This window comes from Micromonospora sp. NPDC049282, from assembly GCF_043197045.1.
Taxonomy (GTDB): Bacteria; Actinomycetota; Actinomycetes; order Mycobacteriales; family Micromonosporaceae; genus Micromonospora.
In genome coordinates, this window is record NZ_JBICSL010000013.1 from 1 (window position 1) to 17360 (window position 17360).

A 17360-nucleotide genomic window follows, 5' to 3' on the forward strand; every position below is an offset into this window, starting at 1 on the left:
AAACGCATGGTCAACCGCCACGTCCTCACCGAAGACGAACCCGGAGTATTCACCCTCACCCAGAAACGGACCTAACACTCCGAACCGCCCTCTGATGACCGCAAGGTGTTGTGCGGGATCCTGTTCGTGCTCTACACCGCCAACCCCTGGGAACACCTGCCCCAAGAACTCGGCTTCGGGGTCAGGAACGACCGGCTGGCACAGGTTGCGGGACTGCAACGACGTCGGCGTCTGGCAACGACTGCACGAGGTGCTGCTGGGCAGACTGCCGGCCGCCGACCAACTCGACATGTCGCGGGCGGTGATCGACGGCTCCCACATCCGGGCGCTCAAGGGCGGCCCAAAACCGGCCCGAGCCCGGTCGACCGCCGCAAGCCAGGCTCGAAAGACCACGTCATCACCGACGCGGGCGGCATCCCCCTCGCCGTCGGCTTGACCGGCGGCAACCGTCACGACGTCACCCAGCTCATGCCCTTGGTCGACAAGCTGCCTCGGATTAAGGGCATCCGCAGCAGGCCACGGCAACGACCCGAGCGGCTCTACGCCGGACCGGGGCTACGACTACGACTGCTACCGCCAGGACCTGCGGGCCAGGGGGATCACGCCGGTCATCGCCCGCCGCGGCACCGGCCACGGCTCCGGGCTCGGCGCCCGACGGTGAGTCGAGCAGACCATCGCCCTGCTGCACTGGTTCCGCCGCCTGCGCATCGCTGGGAGATCCGCGACGACATCCACGAAGCCTTCCTCACCCTCGCCTGCGCCATCATCTGCTGGCGCCGACTCCAACGCTCGAAGAGTTAGAAGCTCTAGTACTGCAACGGCAGTTGTCAGGGGTAGCCGCGTCGGCGGTAGTGGCAGGTTCGGGCTTGGTGTTGGCGTCGTCTGCGCCATCGGGACCAGGCCCAGACCCGCTCTGGCGGATGGGTTGGTCGCACTGCGAGTGCGGTGAGCAGTCTTCGGATCTCCGGTACGGTGTAGCCGATCATCATGCCGTCGCTGGGGCTGGATTCCCTTTTGCGGTAAGGGATCGGGCCACGGACAGCCAGGCGTGGGCGGCCATCGCGAGGGTGATGTGGGCGTACCAGGCTCGCCAGTCGCGGACCTGGTACTCGTCGAGGCCGGTTTCGTTCTTGGCCTGTTGGAAGCACTCCTCGATCGCCCACCGGGCCCCGGCGATGCGGGCGAGGTCGAGCAGGCGGGTGCGGCGAGGTCCGTAGCAAACGTAGTAGGCGATCTCGCCGGTGCTGATGCTGCGCCGAGCCAGGAGCCAGTGCCCACGGCCGGGCTGCCAGCCGATACGCACCGGCACCCGCGCCCACCAGTACTCACGGGGGCCGTGGGCGCCGGCGCCGGCGGACAGCCGGCACCATGCCCGCGCCGGCACAGCAGCGATCAGCTTGTCAGCCCGGGCGATGCCCATCGTCGTGGTGATCATGTCGTCGTTGCGGCGGGTCGCGACCACATAACCCACATCCCGGTGTTCCAACCACAGCCGCAGCGACTTCGACTGCCCGTAGGCCTCGTCCATGGTCACCCAGCCCACCGGCACCCCGGCGTCCAACGCACGGGCCAGCATCTGCCGGGCCATCTGCACCTTCGTGGCGAACTGCACCTCGTCCGGGATCCCGGCGGCCCGGCACCGGTCCCGGTCATCAGTCCACGACGTCGGAAGGTAGAGCTGCCGATCGATCAGCGCGTGGCCCTTCGCCGACCGGTAAGCCAGGAACGTTCCGACCTGGCAGTTCTCCGTCCGCCCGGCGGTGCCGGAGTACTGGCGTTGCACCCCGGCCGACCGGCTGCCCTTCTTCAGAAACCCGGTGTCGTCGACGATCAGCACACCGCCCGGCTCGCCGAGGTGCTCAACCACGTAGTCCCGCACATCATCACGCACCGCATCGACGTCCCAGTCCGCCCACCGCAACAGCCGCTGCATCCCGTCCGGCGACACATCCCCGGCCTGCTCAGCGAGGGTCCAACCGTTCTTACGGCCCAGACCCGACACCAGGCCGCACAGGTACTGACGCACACGCCGCCGCGGCTCAGAACGGCGAAACCGAGGCCCGATACGGGCATGCAACCGGTCCAACTCCCCATGCCAACGATCAACATCAACATCCGTCACAGGCAGACCAACGAACGCGAACCGAACTCGATTCGCCTACTGCCGTTGCAGTATTAGCGGTGCAGACCTACATCGCTCCGCACACCATCAGTCTTCTCGCGAAGGTCCTCGCCGAGCATGCTGCCACTTATCGCGCAGCAGCTGATCAAGCCGAGCCCGTGACCATCGCCGTGCCCAACGCGGGACACCTCCTCGCCGCGATCGGCGTTGCGCGCAAGCTAGCCACCGAACGCACCCGGACAGACCCGACAGACGCTGCCGGCATCCGAACCGGTGCCGCTGACGCCGTCGCCGGGCTCGGCGCGCAGCTCGCTGCGAGGACGAGCGCCGACGAACCGGTCATCGTCAGCGGTCCGACACCCGTGTTCTCACGCAGCGTGCTCACCCGCGTCATCGATCGGCTCACCACCGGCTCTTGGACCTGCCCATGCCGCGAACCACATCCTGCCGGGAAGCCCTGCACAATGGTGCGTGGCCTCACCCGCGACCTGAACAACGTCGGCGGCTAGGTCACCGTGGCGCAGGAGCAGTGCGGTGACGATCGATAGGGCCTTTGCGCTGATGTCGACCTGAAGTCTGCCCGCGTTGCATCCTCGTTGAGGGCCGGCAGCCTGTTCGGCAGGTTAACAACCCAGTCCCCGGGCCCGCGATACTTAGCCGGGCACAACGCCATGGCCCATCCAGGGAAAGCGCTCCTGTTCCTGGCATCAGCAGGATCTCATTCGGCTGGCGGCCTGGCCGACGCCATACCGTCGCCTCAGCTGCGGCACTGACCAAGAGGTGTCGGCCAGCACGCCAAGCGACTATCCCGGTGAGGTAGCCAAACGGCGCCGGGCTGGATCGGCAATGCCGGGATTCGACCAACCCGCCGAGCAGCGTCGCGCCGGTGCGCGTGCCGATGACGGAGGTCTGGAAGACTACGTCGATTCTTGTCCGAGCCGGCGCCGGGACGTGCTGCCGAGTTGCCGGTGTGGGGCAGACGTTGACGGCCCGAGGCCCTCATGCGCGACATGTCCCGCGCACGGCCCTTGGCGTTCGGTCTCCCACGCTCGTGGCTCCGCCGTTCAAGCTTCTGTCACCGGCGCCCCGCACGTCCTTGTCACGCACGTGGGGGGTGCTCTTGGGGACTTCAGTCACTGCAGAGCGCGGGATATGTGTCCGAGATGGTCGCGAGTGGAGTTCACCACCAGTCGATCCGAGCAAGCGGATGCGCCGAACACCGGCCGAGGGCTACAGAGGATGCCAGGCAGCCCTGGACACGAGCGCTCTGCTCCCAATCTGCTCCCAATTTAAGGGGTCACACGGCAGAAGCCCGTTACCGGTGGTTCCGGTTACGGGCTCCTGACCTGCATGCATCTACGGTGGGCGATACTGGGATCGAACCAGTGACCTCTTCGGTGTGAACGAAGCGCTCTCCCGCTGAGCTAATCGCCCTCAGCGCGCATGACTCTACCCGATCGGCTGCCCGGACCAAAAACCGGGTCTCAGTGCGTCGCGAGGTAGTGCAGCGCCCGCGACACCACGTCGATGCCGAGGCTGTACTTGAGCGAAAGCCACACCACCACCGACACGAAGACCAGCCCGACCAGGCCGAGCACGAAGCGCACCGGCAGCGATCGGCTGGTCACCCAGCGCGTCCAGGCGTTGACGTGGCGGCGGGTGAAGGCGAGCAGCCGCCGGGCCCAGTGGAACTCGACCGCCCAGACGCCGAGGCCGGCGATGACGAGCAGCCAGCCGGGGCCGGGCAGCGGGATGAGCGCGATGCCGACGGTGACCACGAGGGCGCCGAGGATGCCGATGAAGATCTTCAGGGCGACGCGGCCGGTGGGGTTGGCGCGGATGAGGTCGAGCGTGGTGTGGAGGCGGCCTCGCCAGCCTCGCCGCCGGCGCGGGGTGAGGGCGCCTTGCGAACGCCCGTCGACCGGCACCGCGTACCCCCGATTTCTGGCTGTTCGGGCCGCATCCTCCGGCGGATCGGTCGCGGCGCTGGTCGCCGTGGAGGTGCCCCTCGTGACCATTTCCACCCCCAGTGTCGCCCGCGACCGTCACCCCTGCTGACGACTGGACGTTACCGGAGTAAGTCGACGACTGAACCACCCGTTGCCGGGCGGAACGACGGAGTGGGCGGAACCGGAAATTCTACGCGGGGTCCAGCGGTCCCGAGGGGCTTTCCGACCCCCTTCCCACCACTGGGTGAAGTCAGCGTATGGCGGAGCGTAGCCAGGAGCAGCACCTGAGTATGGGAAAAGCGGGACACGCGCGTTCCGCAGCGGTGCCGGGGGGAGAACGTTCATGAGTGTCATCCGACCGACGACCGTAGAGGTCGAGACGTCGCTAAGGCTCGTCGCGCCTGACGCCACCGCCTTGCCGGTGCGTGCCAGCCTGCGTTACGACCCTGCTGACCCGTATGCGGTCCATGTCCTGTTCCATGCCGAGTCGGCCGGCGGCGAGGCGGTGAGTTGGTCGTTCGCCCGCGAGCTGCTGGTCACCGGGCTCGACGAGCCGGCCGGCATCGGTGACGTCCGGGTCTGGCCGTGGGCCACCCCGCGCGGCGACTTCGTCGCGCTCGCGTTGTCGTCCCCGGACGGCAACGCCCTGTTCGAGGTTCCGCGCAGCGTGCTGGTGCGCTTCCTGCGCCGGACCTACGTCGTCGTCCCGCGCGGCCGCGAGGCCGAGCACCTGGACGTCGACACCGCGGTGAACCGGCTGCTCGCCGGTCGCTGAGCACGACGAAACCCGGGGCCGCGCGGATCTGCCGAGTCCGCGCGGCCCCGGGTCGTCTGACCCACTCCACGCGGTACGCGGGTCAGCCGCGCGTGGTGATCCCGCCGTCGACCGGGATGACCGCCCCGGTGAGGTACGCGCCGGCGCGCGACGCGAGGTAGATCGCGGTGCCCGCCATGTCCTCGGGGCGCCCGATGCGGCCCAGCGGCACCTGCTGCTCGATGGCCGCGCGGGATTCCGGGTCGTCAAGCGCGAACGCCATCATCTTGCTCTCGAACGGGCCGGGCGCGATCGCGTTGACCGTGATCGCCTCGGCGGCGAGCTGGTGGGCGAGGCCGCGGGTGAGCATGTGCACGGCCGCCTTGGTGGCGGAGTAGGCGTACACCTCCATCCACGGCACCCGGAGCCCGTCGATCGACCCGATGTTGATCACGCGGGCCGGGTCGTCGGCGTCGGCGGCGGCGCGCAGCGCCGGCAGCAGCGCGGTGGTGAGCCGGAAGACGGCCTTGACGTTTACCGCCCAGAGCTTGTCGAACGCGCCCTCCGGGTATTCCTCCAGCGGCGCGCCCCAGGTGGCGCCGGCGTTGTTGACCAGCACGTGCAGCCGGTCGTGGCGCTGCCGGACGGCCTCGGCCAGCGCGAGCGCGCCGTCGTCGGTGCTCAGGTCGGCCGCGACTGCCTCGCAGTGGCCCTCGGCGGAGAGCTCCTCGGCCACCGACTCGCACACGTCCGCCTTGCGCGAGGAGATGATCACCCGCGCGCCGGCCCGGACGAATCCGCGCGCGATCATCAGCCCGATCCCGCGCGATCCGCCGGTGACCAGGACCGTCTTGCCGTCGACCGAGAACAGATCCGTCATGCCCATCCCATCGCCGTTTTCCGCCGGTCACGGCCGTCGGCCGGCCCGCGCCTTACCGACCGGTAACGTAACCGTCCGGCGGGTGCGCCGACAAGAGCGCCCGGGTGGGGCGAACCCGTCGAGATGCGACGTGCTGCCCGGCCGGTTAACGTCGGGGATGATGGTCACTACCGGTCAGCCCCCGCCGGCCACCCGCACCGGCCTGTCGGCACCCCGCCTCGACACCGACGAGATCGTCACCGGCGCGCTCGACGACCTCACCCCCGCGCCCGGCTGGCCCCGGCCGGTGCTGCTCGACCGTGACCTGTTGATCCTGGTCACCCACGGCCACGGCACCGCCGAACTGGACTTCCGGGCCGTGCCCTGCCGCCCCGGCACGCTGCTGCGCGCCCGCCCCGGCCAGGCGCTGCGCTGCCTCGGCACACAGCTCGACGCCACGGTGGTGACCTGGGGGCCGGACGCGCTGCGCGGCCTCGACGTGGACCCGGACGCGGTGCCCACCCACCGCCAGCTCGCCGGCGAGGACGAGGACGCGGTGATCAGCGAGGTGGCCCAGCTGGCCGTGGACGCCGACCGGCACGCGCTGGTGCCGGCCGCCGCGGCGCTGCTGCGCCACCAGCTCGCCGTGCTGCTGCTGCGGCTGAGCCTGCTGCCGCACGCCGGGGAGGCGCCGTCGCCGCGCGCCGAGGCGGAGACGTTCCGGCGGCTGTGCCGGGAGGTGGAGCGCGGCTACCGGCAGACCCGCCGGGTGGAGGACTACGCCGCGCAGCTCGGCTGCTCCGTGCGTACCCTCACCCGGGCCTGCCTGGCGGTGACCGGCCGCAGCGCCAAGCAGGTCATCGACGAGCGGGTGGCGTTGCAGGCCCGCCGGCTGCTGGCCGCCACCGACGACCCGATCGCCCGGATCGGCCGGCGGCTCGGTTTTCCCGAGCCGACCAACTTCGGCCGCTTCTTCACCCGGGAGGTCGGGGTGAGCCCGGGCGCGTTCCGCGCGGCCCGGGAGCAGCCGCTGCCCGTCCGGCCGGTGCGTCCGCGCCCGCCCGCCGACTCCCCCGTGCCGGCCGGCCGGGCATGATGGCAGGGTGCAGATCTCCGCGCGCGGCGACTACGCGGTCCGGGCAGTCCTGAGCCTGGCCACCGCGTACCCCACCCTGCTGTCCACCCAGGCCATCGCGGCGGAGCAGGACATGCCCCGCAAGTTCCTCGAGGCGGTCCTGGCCGACCTGCGCCGGTCCGGGATCGTCCGGGCCCAGCGCGGCGCCGAAGGTGGCTACACGCTGTCCCGGCCGCCGCGGGACGTCACCATCGGGCAGGTGTTGCGCGCCGTCGACGGTCCGCTCGCCGGGGTACGCGGGCTGCGTCCCGAGGAAACCCGCTACGAGGGCGCGGCGGAGAACCTGCCCCGGCTCTGGGTGGCGGTGCGCGCCTCGGTGCGGCGGGTGGTCGACGAGGTGAGCCTGGACGAGCTGGTCAGCGGCCGGTTGCCGGCCCACGTGCGCAAGCTGACCGCCCAGCCGGACGCGTGGGAGCCGCGCTGACCCGGCCGGTCACAGCGTGCTGACCACCTCCTCGTACGGCAGCCGGGGCAGTCGTTTCCGCCAGGCGTCCGGCGCCGGCCGGCCGATGTTCATCAGCAGCAGCACCCGGTGCCGCCGGTCGGGGAAGAACTCGCGTTCCACCCCCGCCGCGTCGAACCCGGCCATCGGCCCGGCGGCCAGCCCGGCCGCGCGGACCCCGACCACCAGGTAGCCGATCTGCAGCGCGGCGTTGAACCGGGCCTGCGCCTCCCGGCCGGCCGGGTCGCCGGTGAACCAGTCCCGCGCGCCGGGGCGGTGCGGGAACAGCTCCGGCAGCCGGTCGTGCCAGTCCACGTCGGCGGCGAGCACCGCGGTCAGCGGCGCGCCTGCCGTCTTGTCCCGGTTGCCGGCGCTGACGTACGGCAGCAGCCGGGCCCGGGCCGCCGGCGAGCGCAGCAGCAGCACCCGCAGCGGCTGCGCGTTCATCGCGGTCGGGCCGTACCGGACGAGGTCGTGCACGGCCCGGACCTGCGCGTCGTCGACCGGTTCGTCGGTGAACGCGGTGGCCGTGCGGGCCGCCCGGAACAGCAGGTCCTGGGCGGCCCGGTCCAGCGCGAGCAGCTCGTCGGCCGGGGCGGTCACCACGACTCGGGCCAGTCCTCGACGGTGGTGGTCCAGCGTCCGCGGTGGTGCAGCAGCGGGTGGCCGTCCTCGCCGGCGCCGAGCGCCAACGGCTCGCCGAGCACGATGGTGTGGTCGCCGGCCTCGATCCGCCGGACCACCCGGCACAGCAGCACGGCCAGCGCGTCGCCGATCAGCGGCACCCCGAACGGCCCGGTGGTCCAGCCGGGGTGGGCGGTGAACCGGTCGATGCCGCTGGTGGCGAAGATCTGCGCGATCTCCTGCTGACCGGAGGCGAGCAGGTGCACGGCCACGTGCTCGGCGTGCGCGACGGTCGGCCAGCTCGACGACGCGCGGCCGAGGCAGACCGACACCAGCGGCGGGTCCAGCGACACCGAGGTGAACGAGGTGGCGGTGAAGCCGGCCGGCGGCAGCGTCGGCAGGAGCCGGTCACCGCGCAGGCCGGGCGTGGTGACCACGGTGACCGTGGACGCCTGCCGGCGCAGCAGGGCGCGGAACGAGTCGACGTCGACCGGACGCAGCTCGACGTCGCCAGCGGCCGGCCGGTCCACGGTGGTCACGACGCCACCAGCTCTCGGCCGGCGTGGACGCCGGTCGGGCGGGGCAGGCCGTAGTGCTCGCGCAGCGTGCGCCCGGTGTATGCGGAGCGGAACAGCCCGCGCCGGCGCAGCAGGGGTACGACGTGGTCCACGAAGGCCTCCAGTCCGTGGGGTAGCAGCGGTGGCATGACGTTGAAACCGTCGGCGGCGCCCTGGGTGAACCAGAGCGCGATCTGGTCGGCGATCTGTTCCGGGGTGCCGATCACCACCCGGTGCCCGCGCCCGCCGCCGAGGCGGCCGATGAGCTGCCGGATGGTGAGCCGTTCCCGCCGGGCCAGGTCGACGACGAGCTGGTAGCGGCTCTGGTGGGACTGCACGGTGGTGGCGTCGGGCAGGTCGGGCAGCGGCCCGTCCAGCGGCCGGCCGGTCAGGTCGAGCCCGGTCATGCCGGAGAGCTGCGCGAGGGCGTGCTCGGGCACGATCAGCGCCTCCAGTTCGTCGGCGAGGGCATGGGCTTCGGCTTCGGTACCCCCGATCACCGGCGCGATACCGGGCAGCACCTTGACCAGTTCCGGGTCGCGGCCGGCGTCGGCGACGGCCCGCTTGAGCGCGGCGTAGAAGGCCTGGCCGTCGGCGAGCGTCTGCTGCGCGGTGAAGACGGCCTCCGCGTAGCGGGCGGCGAACGCGATGCCGTCGGCGGACGAGCCGGCCTGCACCAGCAGCGGGCGGCCCTGCGGCGGTCGGGGCGTGTTGAGCGGGCCGGCCACCCGGAACCGCTCGCCGGTGTGCGCGATCTCGTGCACCCGGTCGGTGTCGGCGAAGACGCCGGTCGCGGTGTCGAGCACCAGCGCGTCGTCCTCCCAGCTGTCCCAGAGTTTGATCGCCACCTCGACGTGCTCGGCGGCCCGGCGGTAGCGGTCGGCGTGCGCGGGATGGTCGTCCAGGTTGAAGTTGCGGGCCTCCCGCGCCTGGGCGGAGGTGACGATGTTCCAGCCGGCCCGGCCGCCGCTGAGGTGGTCCAGCGAGGCGAACGCGCGGGCCAGGTTGAACGGTTCGGTGTAGCTGGTCGAGGCGGTGGCGATCAGGCCGATGTGCTCGGTCGCGGTGGCCAGCGCGGCGAGCAGCGTGAGCGGCTCGAAGACGGCCTGGATGTGGTGCCGGACGGCCGGGCCGACGGCCAGCCCGTCGGCGAGGAAGACCGAGTCGAGCGTGCCCCGCTCGGCGATGCGGGCCAGCTCCTGGAAGTGCCGCACGTCGGCGAGCCGGCCGGGGTCGGTGAGCGGGTGCCGCCAGGCGGCCTCGTGGTGGCCGACCCCCATCAGGAAGGCGTTGAGGTGCAGGGTCCGGGTCATGGCGGTTCCTCTCAGGCGGTGGTGACGTCGACGCGCCAGGTGGAGAAGCGACGTTCCCCGGCGACGAGGAGCTGGTTGACCACCAGCCCGATGGCGGAGATGGTGATGATCCCGGCGTACATGTCGGGGATCGCGAAGTTGTACTGCGCGTAGTTCACGAGGTAGCCGAGCCCGGCCTTGGCGCCGACCATCTCGGCGGCGACCAGCACCAGGATCGAGTAGGCCCCGGCCAGCCGGACGCCGGTGAAGATGGTCGGCACGGACGCCGGCAGGATCACCTTCTGGAACAGCCGCAGGTGGTTGAGGCCCATCGAGCGGGCCGAGCGGACCAGCAGCGGGTCGACGCCCTTCACGCCGGCGATGGTGTTCAGCAGGATCGGCCAGGAGCAGGCGTAGAGCACCAGGGCGATCTTGGAGGTCTCGCCGAGGCCGAGGATGAGTACGAAGACCGGCAGCAGCGCCAGCGCGGCGGTGTTGCGGAACACCTCCAGCAGCGGGCTGAGCAGGTCCGCGAGGGGCCGGTACCAGCCGATCAGCAGGCCGAGCGGGATGGCGGTGACCACGGCCAGCGCCAGCCCGGTGAGCGAGCGGGTGAGGCTGGCGCCGACGTGGTCGGCGAGCTGCCCGCTGCGCAGCAGCTCCCACCAGGCGACGAGCACCTCGGACAGCGGGGGCAGGAAGACCCGGTCGACCAGGCCGGTGCGGGGCACGGTCTCCCAGACGGCGGCGAGCGCCAGCAGCGCGACGCTGCGGTGCAGGGCCCGGCCGCCGAGCGTGAGCAGTCGCCCGGGGCGGCGCGACGCGACGACCGGGGTCGGCGTCGGGGCGGGCGGGGCCGCCGGGCGGGCCGGGGGTGCGGCGACGTCAACCAACGCGGGCCTCCTCGCGTACGGCGGACTGTGCGGCGCGTACCTCGTCGCGCAGCAGCGTCCAGATCTGGTGCCGGTGGTGGCGGAACGCGTCGGTGGAGCGGACGTCCTCCTCCGCCTCCCGGTCGCCGAGTTCGATGTCGATGACCTGCTTGATCCGGCCGGGCCGGGAGGTCATCACCGCGACCCGTCGGCCGAGGTGCACGGCCTCGTCGATGCCGTGCGTGATGAACACGACGGTCTTGCCGGTGGCCTGCCAGATCCGCACCAGCTCGTCCTGGAGCGAGTCGCGGGTCTGCGCGTCGAGCGCGGCGAACGGCTCGTCCATGAGCAGCACGTCCGGGTCGTACGCGAGGCTGCGGGCGATGGCGACGCGTTGCTTCATGCCGCCGGACAGCTCGTGCGGGTATCGGTCGGCGAAGCCGGTCAGGCCGACCAGCTCCAGGTGGTGGGCGACCCGTTCGGCGCGCTGCGCGCGAGGCAGGCCCTTGGCCTCCAGGCCGAACGCGACGTTGCCGGCGGCGGTGCGCCAGGGCAGCAACGCGTACTGCTGGAAGACGATGCCCCGGTCGAGGCCGGGGCCGGTGACCGGGCGGCCGTCGACGAGCACCTGCCCGCCGGTCGGGCTGGCCAGCCCGCCGAGCAGGTCGAGCAGGGTGGACTTGCCGCAGCCGCTGGGGCCGACGACGACCAGGAACTCGCCGGGGCGTACGCCGAGGGTGAGGTCGTCGAGCGCGGTGACCGCGCCGCCGCCGCCACGCCGGCCCGGGAAGACCTTGCGGACCCGGTCGAAGAGGATCTTGTCGGTGCTCATGCGCCACCGCCGGGGTTGGCGAACGCGTTGAACCGGTTGGTGTAGAGGTCGGCCGGCTCGGGCCGGGCGCCCTTGAGCTCGCCGGCGTCGGCCAGCCAGTCGATCCAGGTGGCGAACTCCCGGTCGGTGATGACGCCGCCGGGCTCGGCCACGCCGCTGGACTTCCAGTAGTCGACCAGGGTGGCGTCCTCGTTGCGGCCGCGCTTGCCGATGATGGACCGCAGCCGGGCCACCACCGTCTCGCGCGGCTGGGTGCGCGCCCACTCGATGGCCTTGCCCACACCGGTGACGAACGCGCGGACGGTGTCCGGGTTGCGGGTGATGAAGTCGTCGCGGAAGACGTAGCTGCCGGCGCTGAACGCGCCGAGCAGTTCGTAGTCGGTGAACACGGTGCGGATGCCGCCGCCGGCGACCGCCTTGTCGCGGATCACGCCGCCGAGCACCGCGACGTCGATCTGCCTGGCCCGCAGCGACTGTTCGGTGTTGACCGGCGGCAGCGCGACCAACTCGACCCGGCCGATCTCGTCGGCGCTCAGGCCGCCCCTGGCCAGCCAGGTGCGCAGCACGGCCTCGGCGTGCGCGCCGAGCGTGTTCATGCCGACCCGCTTGCCGATCAGGTCGCGGGGGCCACGGATCGGGCTGCCGTCGAGCACGTAGTAGCCCTGGAAGGTCTGCGCGTCGGAGCCGTAGTAGCTGACCACGGCCGTGATCGGCGCGTCGGCGGCCTGGAGCTTGACGATCGCGCCGTTGAACGCGCCGCCGAAGTCGCTCTGGCCGGTGGCGGTGGCCTGGATGTCGGCGGGGCCGCCGGTGACGTTGCCGATCCAGTTGAGCTTCACGTCGCCGAGGTAGCCGAGGTCGGCGGCGAGTTCGGGGAGGGTCACCTGACCGACCGAACCCTGGTAGCGCAGTTCCTTGGTCTGGTTGCCGCCGGCGGCGGCGTCGGCGCCGCATCCGGCGGCGGCGGTGAGGGCGAGCAGGGCGACGGCGGCGGCGAGGGCACGCCGTGGCGATCGGGTCGAGGGCATGGCGGTGTCTCCTGATCTGTCCACGATGCGGTGGAGGGGGCCCACGTGGGGGCGGAGAGCACGCCGCACCGCGCCGGGCCACGATGCGCCGACGGCGGGAACGGACGAGCTGAGGAGGGGGAACGACGAGCGCTCGGCTCAACAGAGCGCGCTCGCGTGCCGGACCAGGTCGACGTGCACGCGAGCGGTGAGGAGAAGCTCGTCCCGCTGCGACATGTCCTCATGCTGCCGACCGGTCTCCCTGCCGGTCAACGCTCTTCCATCCAGTGAGACTTTCATCGCTGGCTTTGTTACGACCCGCCTCCACCAGCATTTACCACCCCTTAACACCTACCCGTTGAATAGAGATTGTGCCGAGGCGGTACGCCCACCGTCCAGACCGGACCCGACCGGGTTTCGCGAATCGTCGATCCGGGCATGTTCGATCCCGCAGAGGCAGGGAGACGAAGGAGGCACCCCCGATGGGCGTCCAGTTCCGCAAGCGCAAGAAGTACGGGCCGCTGATCCTCCACTTCACCCAGAACGGGTTCTCCTCGTGGAGCATCAAGATCGGCCGCTGGTCCTGGAACTCGAACACCCGCGCCCACCGCGTGGACCTTCCGGGGCCGCTGTCCTGGAAGCAGGACAAGGCCTGAGTCCCGGGCGAGGAGCGGGGTGCCGGCGGTTCGCCGGCACCCCGCTCGTCGTACGGGCGGGTTCGGTGTTCCGCCGACGGGGCCGCCTCCGCGGCGGACAATCAGGACATGGCGGACCTGATCCTGCGGCGGATGCGACGGCGGGCCGTGGCGGCCTGCGCGCTGATGCTGATCGGCTACTTCCTGGTGCCGGTCGAGGCGGACCCGAACGGCCTGCGGCTGGCCCTGCGTTCCGCCGGCACGCTGCTGCTCGTGGTCGTGGTCGCGTTCCTGGTGACCGGCCAGGTCCGCCGCCAGCTCGCCCAGAACCAGCCGACCGGCGACGCGGAGGATCGCGCGCTGACCCGGCTCGCGGTGGCGCTGATCGCCGGCCTGCTCGTCTTCGCGCTGGCCGACTACGTGGTGGCGAACACCCGGCCCGGTGAGTTCGTCGGGCTGCGCACCCGCGTCGACGCGCTCTACTTCGCGCTGGCCACGCTCACCACGATCGGCTACGGCGACGTGCACGCCAACGGGCAGATCGCCCGGGTGGCGGTCTGCGCGCAGATGGTGTTCAGCATCGGCGTCATCGCCACCGGCGCGTCGGTGGTGGTCAGGCAGATGACCCAGCGGTCCGCACGGCGTTGATCACCACGTCCCCGCCGAGCCGCCCGGGCTCCGGGTCGCGGGTCACCGCGCCGCCGTCGAGCAGCGAGGCGAGCGCCCGGTTGGCGTCGGCGGCCCGGTAGACGGTGGCGGTGGCGGCGAACCGGCGCAGCTCGGTCACCGTGAGCGGCCCGGAGCGGGCCAGCTCGGCCAGCAGCTCCCGGCGCAGCGGGCCGGGCTCCGGATCGAGGCTGATGTCGAGCAGCCGCCCGGCCGGGTCGGCCGGGTCGCGGTAACGCACCCCGGCATACTCGTCGACCGCCCAGAGCGCCTCCTTCAGCGCCTCCAGGCCCCGGTCGGAGCCGGTGCCGTAGCCGAGCAGCCGGGCCGGCCCCTCGTGGGGCACCAGCTCGACCTCGGTGACCAGCGGGAAGCCGGCGGCGGTCAGCGCCGGGCGCAGCGCCCGGCCGGCCTCGGTGACCAGCAGCAGCTCGGCCGGGCGACCGGACGCGACGGCGGCCAGCAGCGCCGGGTCGGGCTCGCCGCCGTCGACCACGGCGAGCAGCGGCGCGCCGGCCGCGCCGGCCGCCTTGAGCGCCACCGGCAGCCGGTCGGGCCGGCCGGGCACCACGTGCACGGCGACGTCGGCCGGCAGGGCGGCCTCGGCGGCGCCGAGCCGCGTCGGCAGCTCCGCGTCGCCGTCGGCCAGCACCAGCACGGTCAGCTGCCGCCCGCGCAGCCGGTCCGCGAACTCGCCCACCACGCCCAGCGCCGCCTCCGCGCCGGCGGCGGCGTCCCCGGCGTACGCGAGGGCGAGCGTGGCCCGCCGCGCGCGGTGCAGCGCCGCGGGGAGCCAGTGGTCGAGTTGGCGGACGAGCAGCTCGCGCAGGACGGCGTCGGTCGGCATGGTGCCGTTTCTACCGCACGGCGCGAGCGTCCCGCCCGCGAACCCCGCTCAGGCCGGTACGGAGACGCCGACGCCGCCGCGGGTCTGGCCGCCGTAGCGCTGCCGCTCCCGGTCGAGGTCGAGCCGGCCGATCCGCTTGCGGGCGGCGAGCGCGGCGTCGTCCAGCAGGTTCGCCGGGACGATCCAGACGATTTCGAACTCCAGCCCGTCCGGGTCGCGGCCGTAGAGGCTCTTGGTGGTGCCGTGGTCGGACGTGCCGGCCAGGGCGCCGGCGGCGGCCAGCCGCTCGGCGGTGGCGGCCAGCTCGTCCAGCGTGTCCAGTTCCCAGGCGAGGTGGTAGAGGCCGACGGTGCCGCGGCCGGCCTGGGACGCCCCGGCCGCCGCGCCGATCTCGAACAGGCCGAGGTCGTGGTCGTTGGTGGAGTCCGCCGCCTGGAGGAAGGCGGCGCCGCGGAAGCCGTCGGGCGTCATCGGGACCCGGCGGAAGCCCAGCACGTCGCGGTAGAAGGCGACGCTGCGCTCCAGGTCACTGACGTAGAGGACGGCGTGGTTGAGCCGGTGGATTCCCATGACACCGACGGTAGCGCGGTTTTGTTGAACGTTCAACCATTGGCGGTATGATGGGCGTCATGACCCGGTGGCTGGACCCAGACGAGCAGCGGACCTGGCGCGCCTTCCTGGCCGCCTCCCGGACGCTGATGGAGACCCTCGACCGCGAGCTGCAACGCGACGCCGGCATGCCGCACGCCTACTACGAGATCCTGGTCCGGCTCTCCGAGGCCCCCGGCCGGCGGCTGCGGATGAGCGACCTCGCCGACGCCACCGGCTCCTCCCGCAGCCGGCTCTCGCACGCCGCCGTCCGGCTGGAGGCCGCCGGCTGGATCCGCCGGGAGGACTGCCCCACCGACCGGCGCGGCCAGCTCGCCGTCCTCACCGACGACGGCTTCGCCACCCTGGCCGCCGCCGCGCCCGGCCACGTCGAGGGGGTACGCCGGCACCTGTTCGACGCGCTCAGCCCGGCCCAGGTCGACCAGCTCCGCCGGATCAGCGAGACGCTCGCCGACCACCTGACCGGATCGGAACCAAACTGATCCACTCCGGGGGTTGTACTTACCGTCGCCGGATGAGCACGATGGGGCGTGTCCTCCGGCTTCGCTGACCTGACCGACCAGGCGCACCAACTGGTGTCCGAAGGCGACCTCACCGGCGCGCAACGACTGCTCGCCGAAGCGCTCAGCGACGCCGATCCCCGCCCCGGCAACGCCTCCCCCGAGCTGGCCGAGGCGGCCGGCCTGCAGGCGCGGCTGCTCGTCGCGCTCGGCGACCCGCACTCCGCCCGAGGCTGGGCCGCGTTCGCGTACGCGGCGACCACCCGGCTGTTCGGGCGCTCCGACGAGCGCACCGTCACCGCCGCCGCGACGCTCGCCGCGGTGCTGCACCGGGTCGGCAGCGACGCCCGCGCCGCCCGGCTCTACTCCGACGTCATCCTCGAGCTGACCGCCCGCGACGGGCCGGAGTCGCAGCGGGTGCTGGCCGCGCACGCCGACCTGGCCACGGTGGAATACGCGCGCGGCCAGTGCGAGGTGGCCCGCGACCGCCTCACCGACGCCTGGGAGCTGCACCGCGAGGTCTACGGCGACGGCCACCCCAGCGGCATCAAGATGCTCGCCAAGCTCGGCGCGATGGAACGCGACTGCGGCCGGTACGCCGACGCGCACGAACACCTGGCGCTCGCCGAGGACCTGTGCCGCGAGCACCTCGCCGTGGACGACCCGCTCGCCGTCCAGGTCGCCGGCCTGGCCCGGGCCGCCGCCGACCCGGACCACGTCTGCGCCGCGCCCGAGCCGCCCGCGCGCCCGGCGCCGGTGGTGCCCGCCGCCCGCGTCCCCCCGACCGCCGAGGGTCCCCCCGACCTGCCGCCCTACACCCCGCCCGCGCTCGACGACCCGGTGGAGACGCCGCTCTACCACCCGCCCGGCCGGGCCGCCGACCCCGCGCACGTGCCCACGCCCCGCACCCCGCCGGAGGCCGACGGCGACGCGTTCGACGACTACCCGTGGCCACCGGACGAGCCGGTCGACCAGCCCTGGCGACCGGGTGAGCCGGCGGAGGAGCCGTGGCGGCCGGGCGAGCCGACCGAGCAGCGGTGGCGCCCCGGCGCGGACGCGCTGCCGCCGACCGTGGTCGGGCTCGCCGACGACGAGCCGGCCGGCGTACGCCGGGTCCCGCCGGCCCCGGAGGCGCCGTCGCGCTACCTGCCGGTGCACGTGCCCCGGCCACCCGTCGCGCCCCGGCGCGAGCGGCCCTGGCTGCCGCTGGCGGTGCTCGGCGTGGTGGTGGCGCTGCTGCTCGGCACCATCGCGGTGATCGCCGGCGTGTCCCGGGTGGACGGCGACCACGACACCCCGGCCGCGCCCTCGGGCACGGCGTCGCGCAAACCGCCGCCCGCCTCGGCCCGCCCCACCCCGAGCGGGCCGCCGGCCGCCTCCCCGGGCACCCCGCCGGGTCGGTTCACGCTCACCGACCGGCGCGACAGCATCGTGCTGAGCTGGACCTACCCACCCGGCGCGGAGGGCCCGGTGGTGGTCGCCGGTGGCCGCGCCGGGCAGCCGCAACGCACCTTCGAGACGCTGCCCGCCGGCTCGGCCGACTACATCGCCTACGGGCTCGACCGCACCACCGACTACTGCTTCACCGTGGCGCTTGTCTGGTCCACCGACACGGTCGCCCGCACCGGCCCCACCTGCACGAAACGGCGGCGCTGACC

19 protein-coding genes, 1 tRNA gene and 2 pseudogenes are annotated in these 17360 nt (G+C 72.8%); 9 read left to right on the forward strand and 13 right to left on the reverse strand.

The annotated features are described in order from the left end of the window. Window positions 1-87: 87 nt before the first annotated feature. Window positions 88-801: pseudogene (locus ACGFI2_RS20570) on the forward strand (IS5 family transposase); the annotation flags it as partial. 26 nt (window positions 802-827) lie between these two features. Here the strand turns inward: ACGFI2_RS20570 and ACGFI2_RS20575 are convergent. Next, window positions 828-2122 (reverse strand): annotated as a pseudogene (locus ACGFI2_RS20575) (IS701 family transposase). A gap of 59 nt (window positions 2123-2181) precedes the next feature. Between ACGFI2_RS20575 and ACGFI2_RS20580 the strand changes: the two are divergent. After that, complete coding sequence (locus ACGFI2_RS20580) at window positions 2182-2631, forward strand: hypothetical protein (RefSeq protein WP_393519322.1); 450 nt, start codon at window positions 2182-2184, stop codon at window positions 2629-2631. A gap of 853 nt (window positions 2632-3484) precedes the next feature. On the opposite strand, the gene ACGFI2_RS20585 is transcribed toward ACGFI2_RS20580, so the two are convergent. Then, window positions 3485-3556, reverse strand: a tRNA-Val gene (locus tag ACGFI2_RS20585). A 50-nt stretch (window positions 3557-3606) separates the two neighbouring features. Beyond that, window positions 3607-4140, reverse strand: a complete 534-nt coding sequence (locus ACGFI2_RS20590; RefSeq protein WP_393519325.1) for a TIGR02611 family protein — start codon at window positions 4138-4140, stop codon at window positions 3607-3609. Window positions 4141-4414: 274 nt separating this feature from the next. Between ACGFI2_RS20590 and ACGFI2_RS20595 the strand changes: the two genes are divergently transcribed. Then, window positions 4415-4846: an SsgA family sporulation/cell division regulator gene (locus tag ACGFI2_RS20595; RefSeq protein ID WP_007457244.1), complete on the forward strand. Its 432-nt coding sequence runs from the start codon at window positions 4415-4417 to the stop codon at window positions 4844-4846. Window positions 4847-4928: 82 nt separating this feature from the next. Here ACGFI2_RS20595 and ACGFI2_RS20600 read toward each other — a convergent pair whose 3' ends face one another. Next, entirely contained in the window at window positions 4929-5705 is a 777-nt protein-coding gene (locus tag ACGFI2_RS20600) for a glucose 1-dehydrogenase (protein WP_393519328.1), read from the reverse strand. 160 nt (window positions 5706-5865) lie between these two features. Between ACGFI2_RS20600 and ACGFI2_RS20605 the strand changes: the two genes are divergently transcribed. Further along, window positions 5866-6780 carry a helix-turn-helix transcriptional regulator gene (locus tag ACGFI2_RS20605; RefSeq protein WP_393519331.1) on the forward strand — a complete coding sequence of 305 codons (915 nt, stop codon included), beginning with the start codon at window positions 5866-5868 and terminating at the stop codon, window positions 6778-6780. Window positions 6781-6787: 7 nt separating this feature from the next. After that, the gene (locus ACGFI2_RS20610) at window positions 6788-7243 is read left to right on the forward strand and encodes an RrF2 family transcriptional regulator (protein ID WP_393519334.1); all 456 of its coding nucleotides are present in this window, start codon (window positions 6788-6790) and stop codon (window positions 7241-7243) included. Between the two features lie 9 nt (window positions 7244-7252). Here ACGFI2_RS20610 and ACGFI2_RS20615 read toward each other — a convergent pair whose 3' ends face one another. The 7 genes from ACGFI2_RS20615 to ACGFI2_RS20645 form a co-directional block, all read right to left on the reverse strand. Continuing rightward, window positions 7253-7867: a malonic semialdehyde reductase gene (locus ACGFI2_RS20615; RefSeq protein WP_393519337.1), complete on the reverse strand. Its 615-nt coding sequence runs from the start codon at window positions 7865-7867 to the stop codon at window positions 7253-7255. After that, window positions 7861-8424, reverse strand: a complete 564-nt coding sequence (locus ACGFI2_RS20620; protein ID WP_393519339.1) for a flavin reductase family protein — start codon at window positions 8422-8424, stop codon at window positions 7861-7863. The genes ACGFI2_RS20615 and ACGFI2_RS20620 overlap by 7 nt, the downstream gene beginning before the upstream one ends. Then, the gene (locus ACGFI2_RS20625; RefSeq protein WP_393519342.1) at window positions 8421-9755 is read right to left on the reverse strand and encodes an LLM class flavin-dependent oxidoreductase; all 1335 of its coding nucleotides are present in this window, start codon (window positions 9753-9755) and stop codon (window positions 8421-8423) included. Before ACGFI2_RS20625 ends, ACGFI2_RS20620 begins: the two co-directional genes overlap by 4 nt. Window positions 9756-9766: 11 nt before the next feature. Then, window positions 9767-10627 carry an ABC transporter permease gene (locus tag ACGFI2_RS20630; protein ID WP_393519345.1) on the reverse strand — a complete coding sequence of 287 codons (861 nt, stop codon included), beginning with the start codon at window positions 10625-10627 and terminating at the stop codon, window positions 9767-9769. Beyond that, complete coding sequence (locus tag ACGFI2_RS20635; protein WP_393519348.1) at window positions 10620-11438, reverse strand: ABC transporter ATP-binding protein; 819 nt, start codon at window positions 11436-11438, stop codon at window positions 10620-10622. Before ACGFI2_RS20635 ends, ACGFI2_RS20630 begins: the two co-directional genes overlap by 8 nt. Next, the gene (locus ACGFI2_RS20640) at window positions 11435-12466 is read right to left on the reverse strand and encodes an ABC transporter substrate-binding protein (RefSeq protein ID WP_393519351.1); all 1032 of its coding nucleotides are present in this window, start codon (window positions 12464-12466) and stop codon (window positions 11435-11437) included. The genes ACGFI2_RS20635 and ACGFI2_RS20640 overlap by 4 nt, the downstream gene beginning before the upstream one ends. Before the next feature lie 138 nt (window positions 12467-12604). Beyond that, window positions 12605-12718 carry a putative leader peptide gene (locus ACGFI2_RS20645; RefSeq protein ID WP_393519354.1) on the reverse strand — a complete coding sequence of 38 codons (114 nt, stop codon included), beginning with the start codon at window positions 12716-12718 and terminating at the stop codon, window positions 12605-12607. A gap of 209 nt (window positions 12719-12927) precedes the next feature. Here ACGFI2_RS20645 and ACGFI2_RS20650 point away from each other — a divergent pair, with 209 nt between their 5' ends. Continuing rightward, on the forward strand, window positions 12928-13101 hold the full coding sequence (locus tag ACGFI2_RS20650) for a DUF4236 domain-containing protein (RefSeq protein ID WP_064498970.1): 174 nt from the start codon (window positions 12928-12930) through the stop codon (window positions 13099-13101). 108 nt (window positions 13102-13209) lie between these two features. Further along, window positions 13210-13728 carry a potassium channel family protein gene (locus tag ACGFI2_RS20655; protein ID WP_393519357.1) on the forward strand — a complete coding sequence of 173 codons (519 nt, stop codon included), beginning with the start codon at window positions 13210-13212 and terminating at the stop codon, window positions 13726-13728. Here the strand turns inward: ACGFI2_RS20655 and ACGFI2_RS20660 are convergent. Together ACGFI2_RS20660 and ACGFI2_RS20665 are read right to left on the reverse strand one after the other, a co-directional pair. Continuing rightward, entirely contained in the window at window positions 13694-14593 is a 900-nt protein-coding gene (locus ACGFI2_RS20660) for a hypothetical protein (protein ID WP_393519360.1), read from the reverse strand. The genes ACGFI2_RS20655 and ACGFI2_RS20660 overlap by 35 nt on opposite strands. Before the next feature lie 48 nt (window positions 14594-14641). Beyond that, entirely contained in the window at window positions 14642-15163 is a 522-nt protein-coding gene (locus tag ACGFI2_RS20665) for a VOC family protein (protein WP_393519363.1), read from the reverse strand. Between the two features lie 50 nt (window positions 15164-15213). Between ACGFI2_RS20665 and ACGFI2_RS20670 the strand changes: the two genes are divergently transcribed. Together ACGFI2_RS20670 and ACGFI2_RS20675 are read left to right on the forward strand one after the other, a co-directional pair. Next, window positions 15214-15684 carry a MarR family winged helix-turn-helix transcriptional regulator gene (locus tag ACGFI2_RS20670; RefSeq protein WP_393519845.1) on the forward strand — a complete coding sequence of 157 codons (471 nt, stop codon included), beginning with the start codon at window positions 15214-15216 and terminating at the stop codon, window positions 15682-15684. Between the two features lie 48 nt (window positions 15685-15732). Continuing rightward, entirely contained in the window at window positions 15733-17358 is a 1626-nt protein-coding gene (locus ACGFI2_RS20675) for a tetratricopeptide repeat protein (protein ID WP_393519366.1), read from the forward strand. Window positions 17359-17360: the final 2 nt, after the last annotated feature.

Bases quoted from the DNA above. Each gene is read 5' to 3' on its own strand.
- ACGFI2_RS20660 (WP_393519360.1), bottom strand. From the start codon at position 14,593: ATGCCGACCGACGCCGTCCTGCGCGAGCTGCTCGTCCGCCAACTCGAC.
- ACGFI2_RS20665 (WP_393519363.1), bottom strand. From the start codon at position 15,163: ATGGGAATCCACCGGCTCAACCACGCCGTCCTCTACGTCAGTGACCTG.
- ACGFI2_RS20655 (WP_393519357.1), top strand. From the start codon at position 13,210: ATGGCGGACCTGATCCTGCGGCGGATGCGACGGCGGGCCGTGGCGGCC.
- ACGFI2_RS20595 (WP_007457244.1), top strand. From the start codon at position 4,415: ATGAGTGTCATCCGACCGACGACCGTAGAGGTCGAGACGTCGCTAAGG.
- ACGFI2_RS20625 (WP_393519342.1), bottom strand. From the start codon at position 9,755: ATGACCCGGACCCTGCACCTCAACGCCTTCCTGATGGGGGTCGGCCAC.
- ACGFI2_RS20600 (WP_393519328.1), bottom strand. From the start codon at position 5,705: ATGACGGATCTGTTCTCGGTCGACGGCAAGACGGTCCTGGTCACCGGC.
- ACGFI2_RS20605 (WP_393519331.1), top strand. From the start codon at position 5,866: ATGGTCACTACCGGTCAGCCCCCGCCGGCCACCCGCACCGGCCTGTCG.
- ACGFI2_RS20650 (WP_064498970.1), top strand. From the start codon at position 12,928: ATGGGCGTCCAGTTCCGCAAGCGCAAGAAGTACGGGCCGCTGATCCTC.
- ACGFI2_RS20635 (WP_393519348.1), bottom strand. From the start codon at position 11,438: ATGAGCACCGACAAGATCCTCTTCGACCGGGTCCGCAAGGTCTTCCCG.
- ACGFI2_RS20670 (WP_393519845.1), top strand. From the start codon at position 15,214: ATGGGCGTCATGACCCGGTGGCTGGACCCAGACGAGCAGCGGACCTGG.
- ACGFI2_RS20590 (WP_393519325.1), bottom strand. From the start codon at position 4,140: ATGGTCACGAGGGGCACCTCCACGGCGACCAGCGCCGCGACCGATCCG.
- ACGFI2_RS20640 (WP_393519351.1), bottom strand. From the start codon at position 12,466: ATGCCCTCGACCCGATCGCCACGGCGTGCCCTCGCCGCCGCCGTCGCC.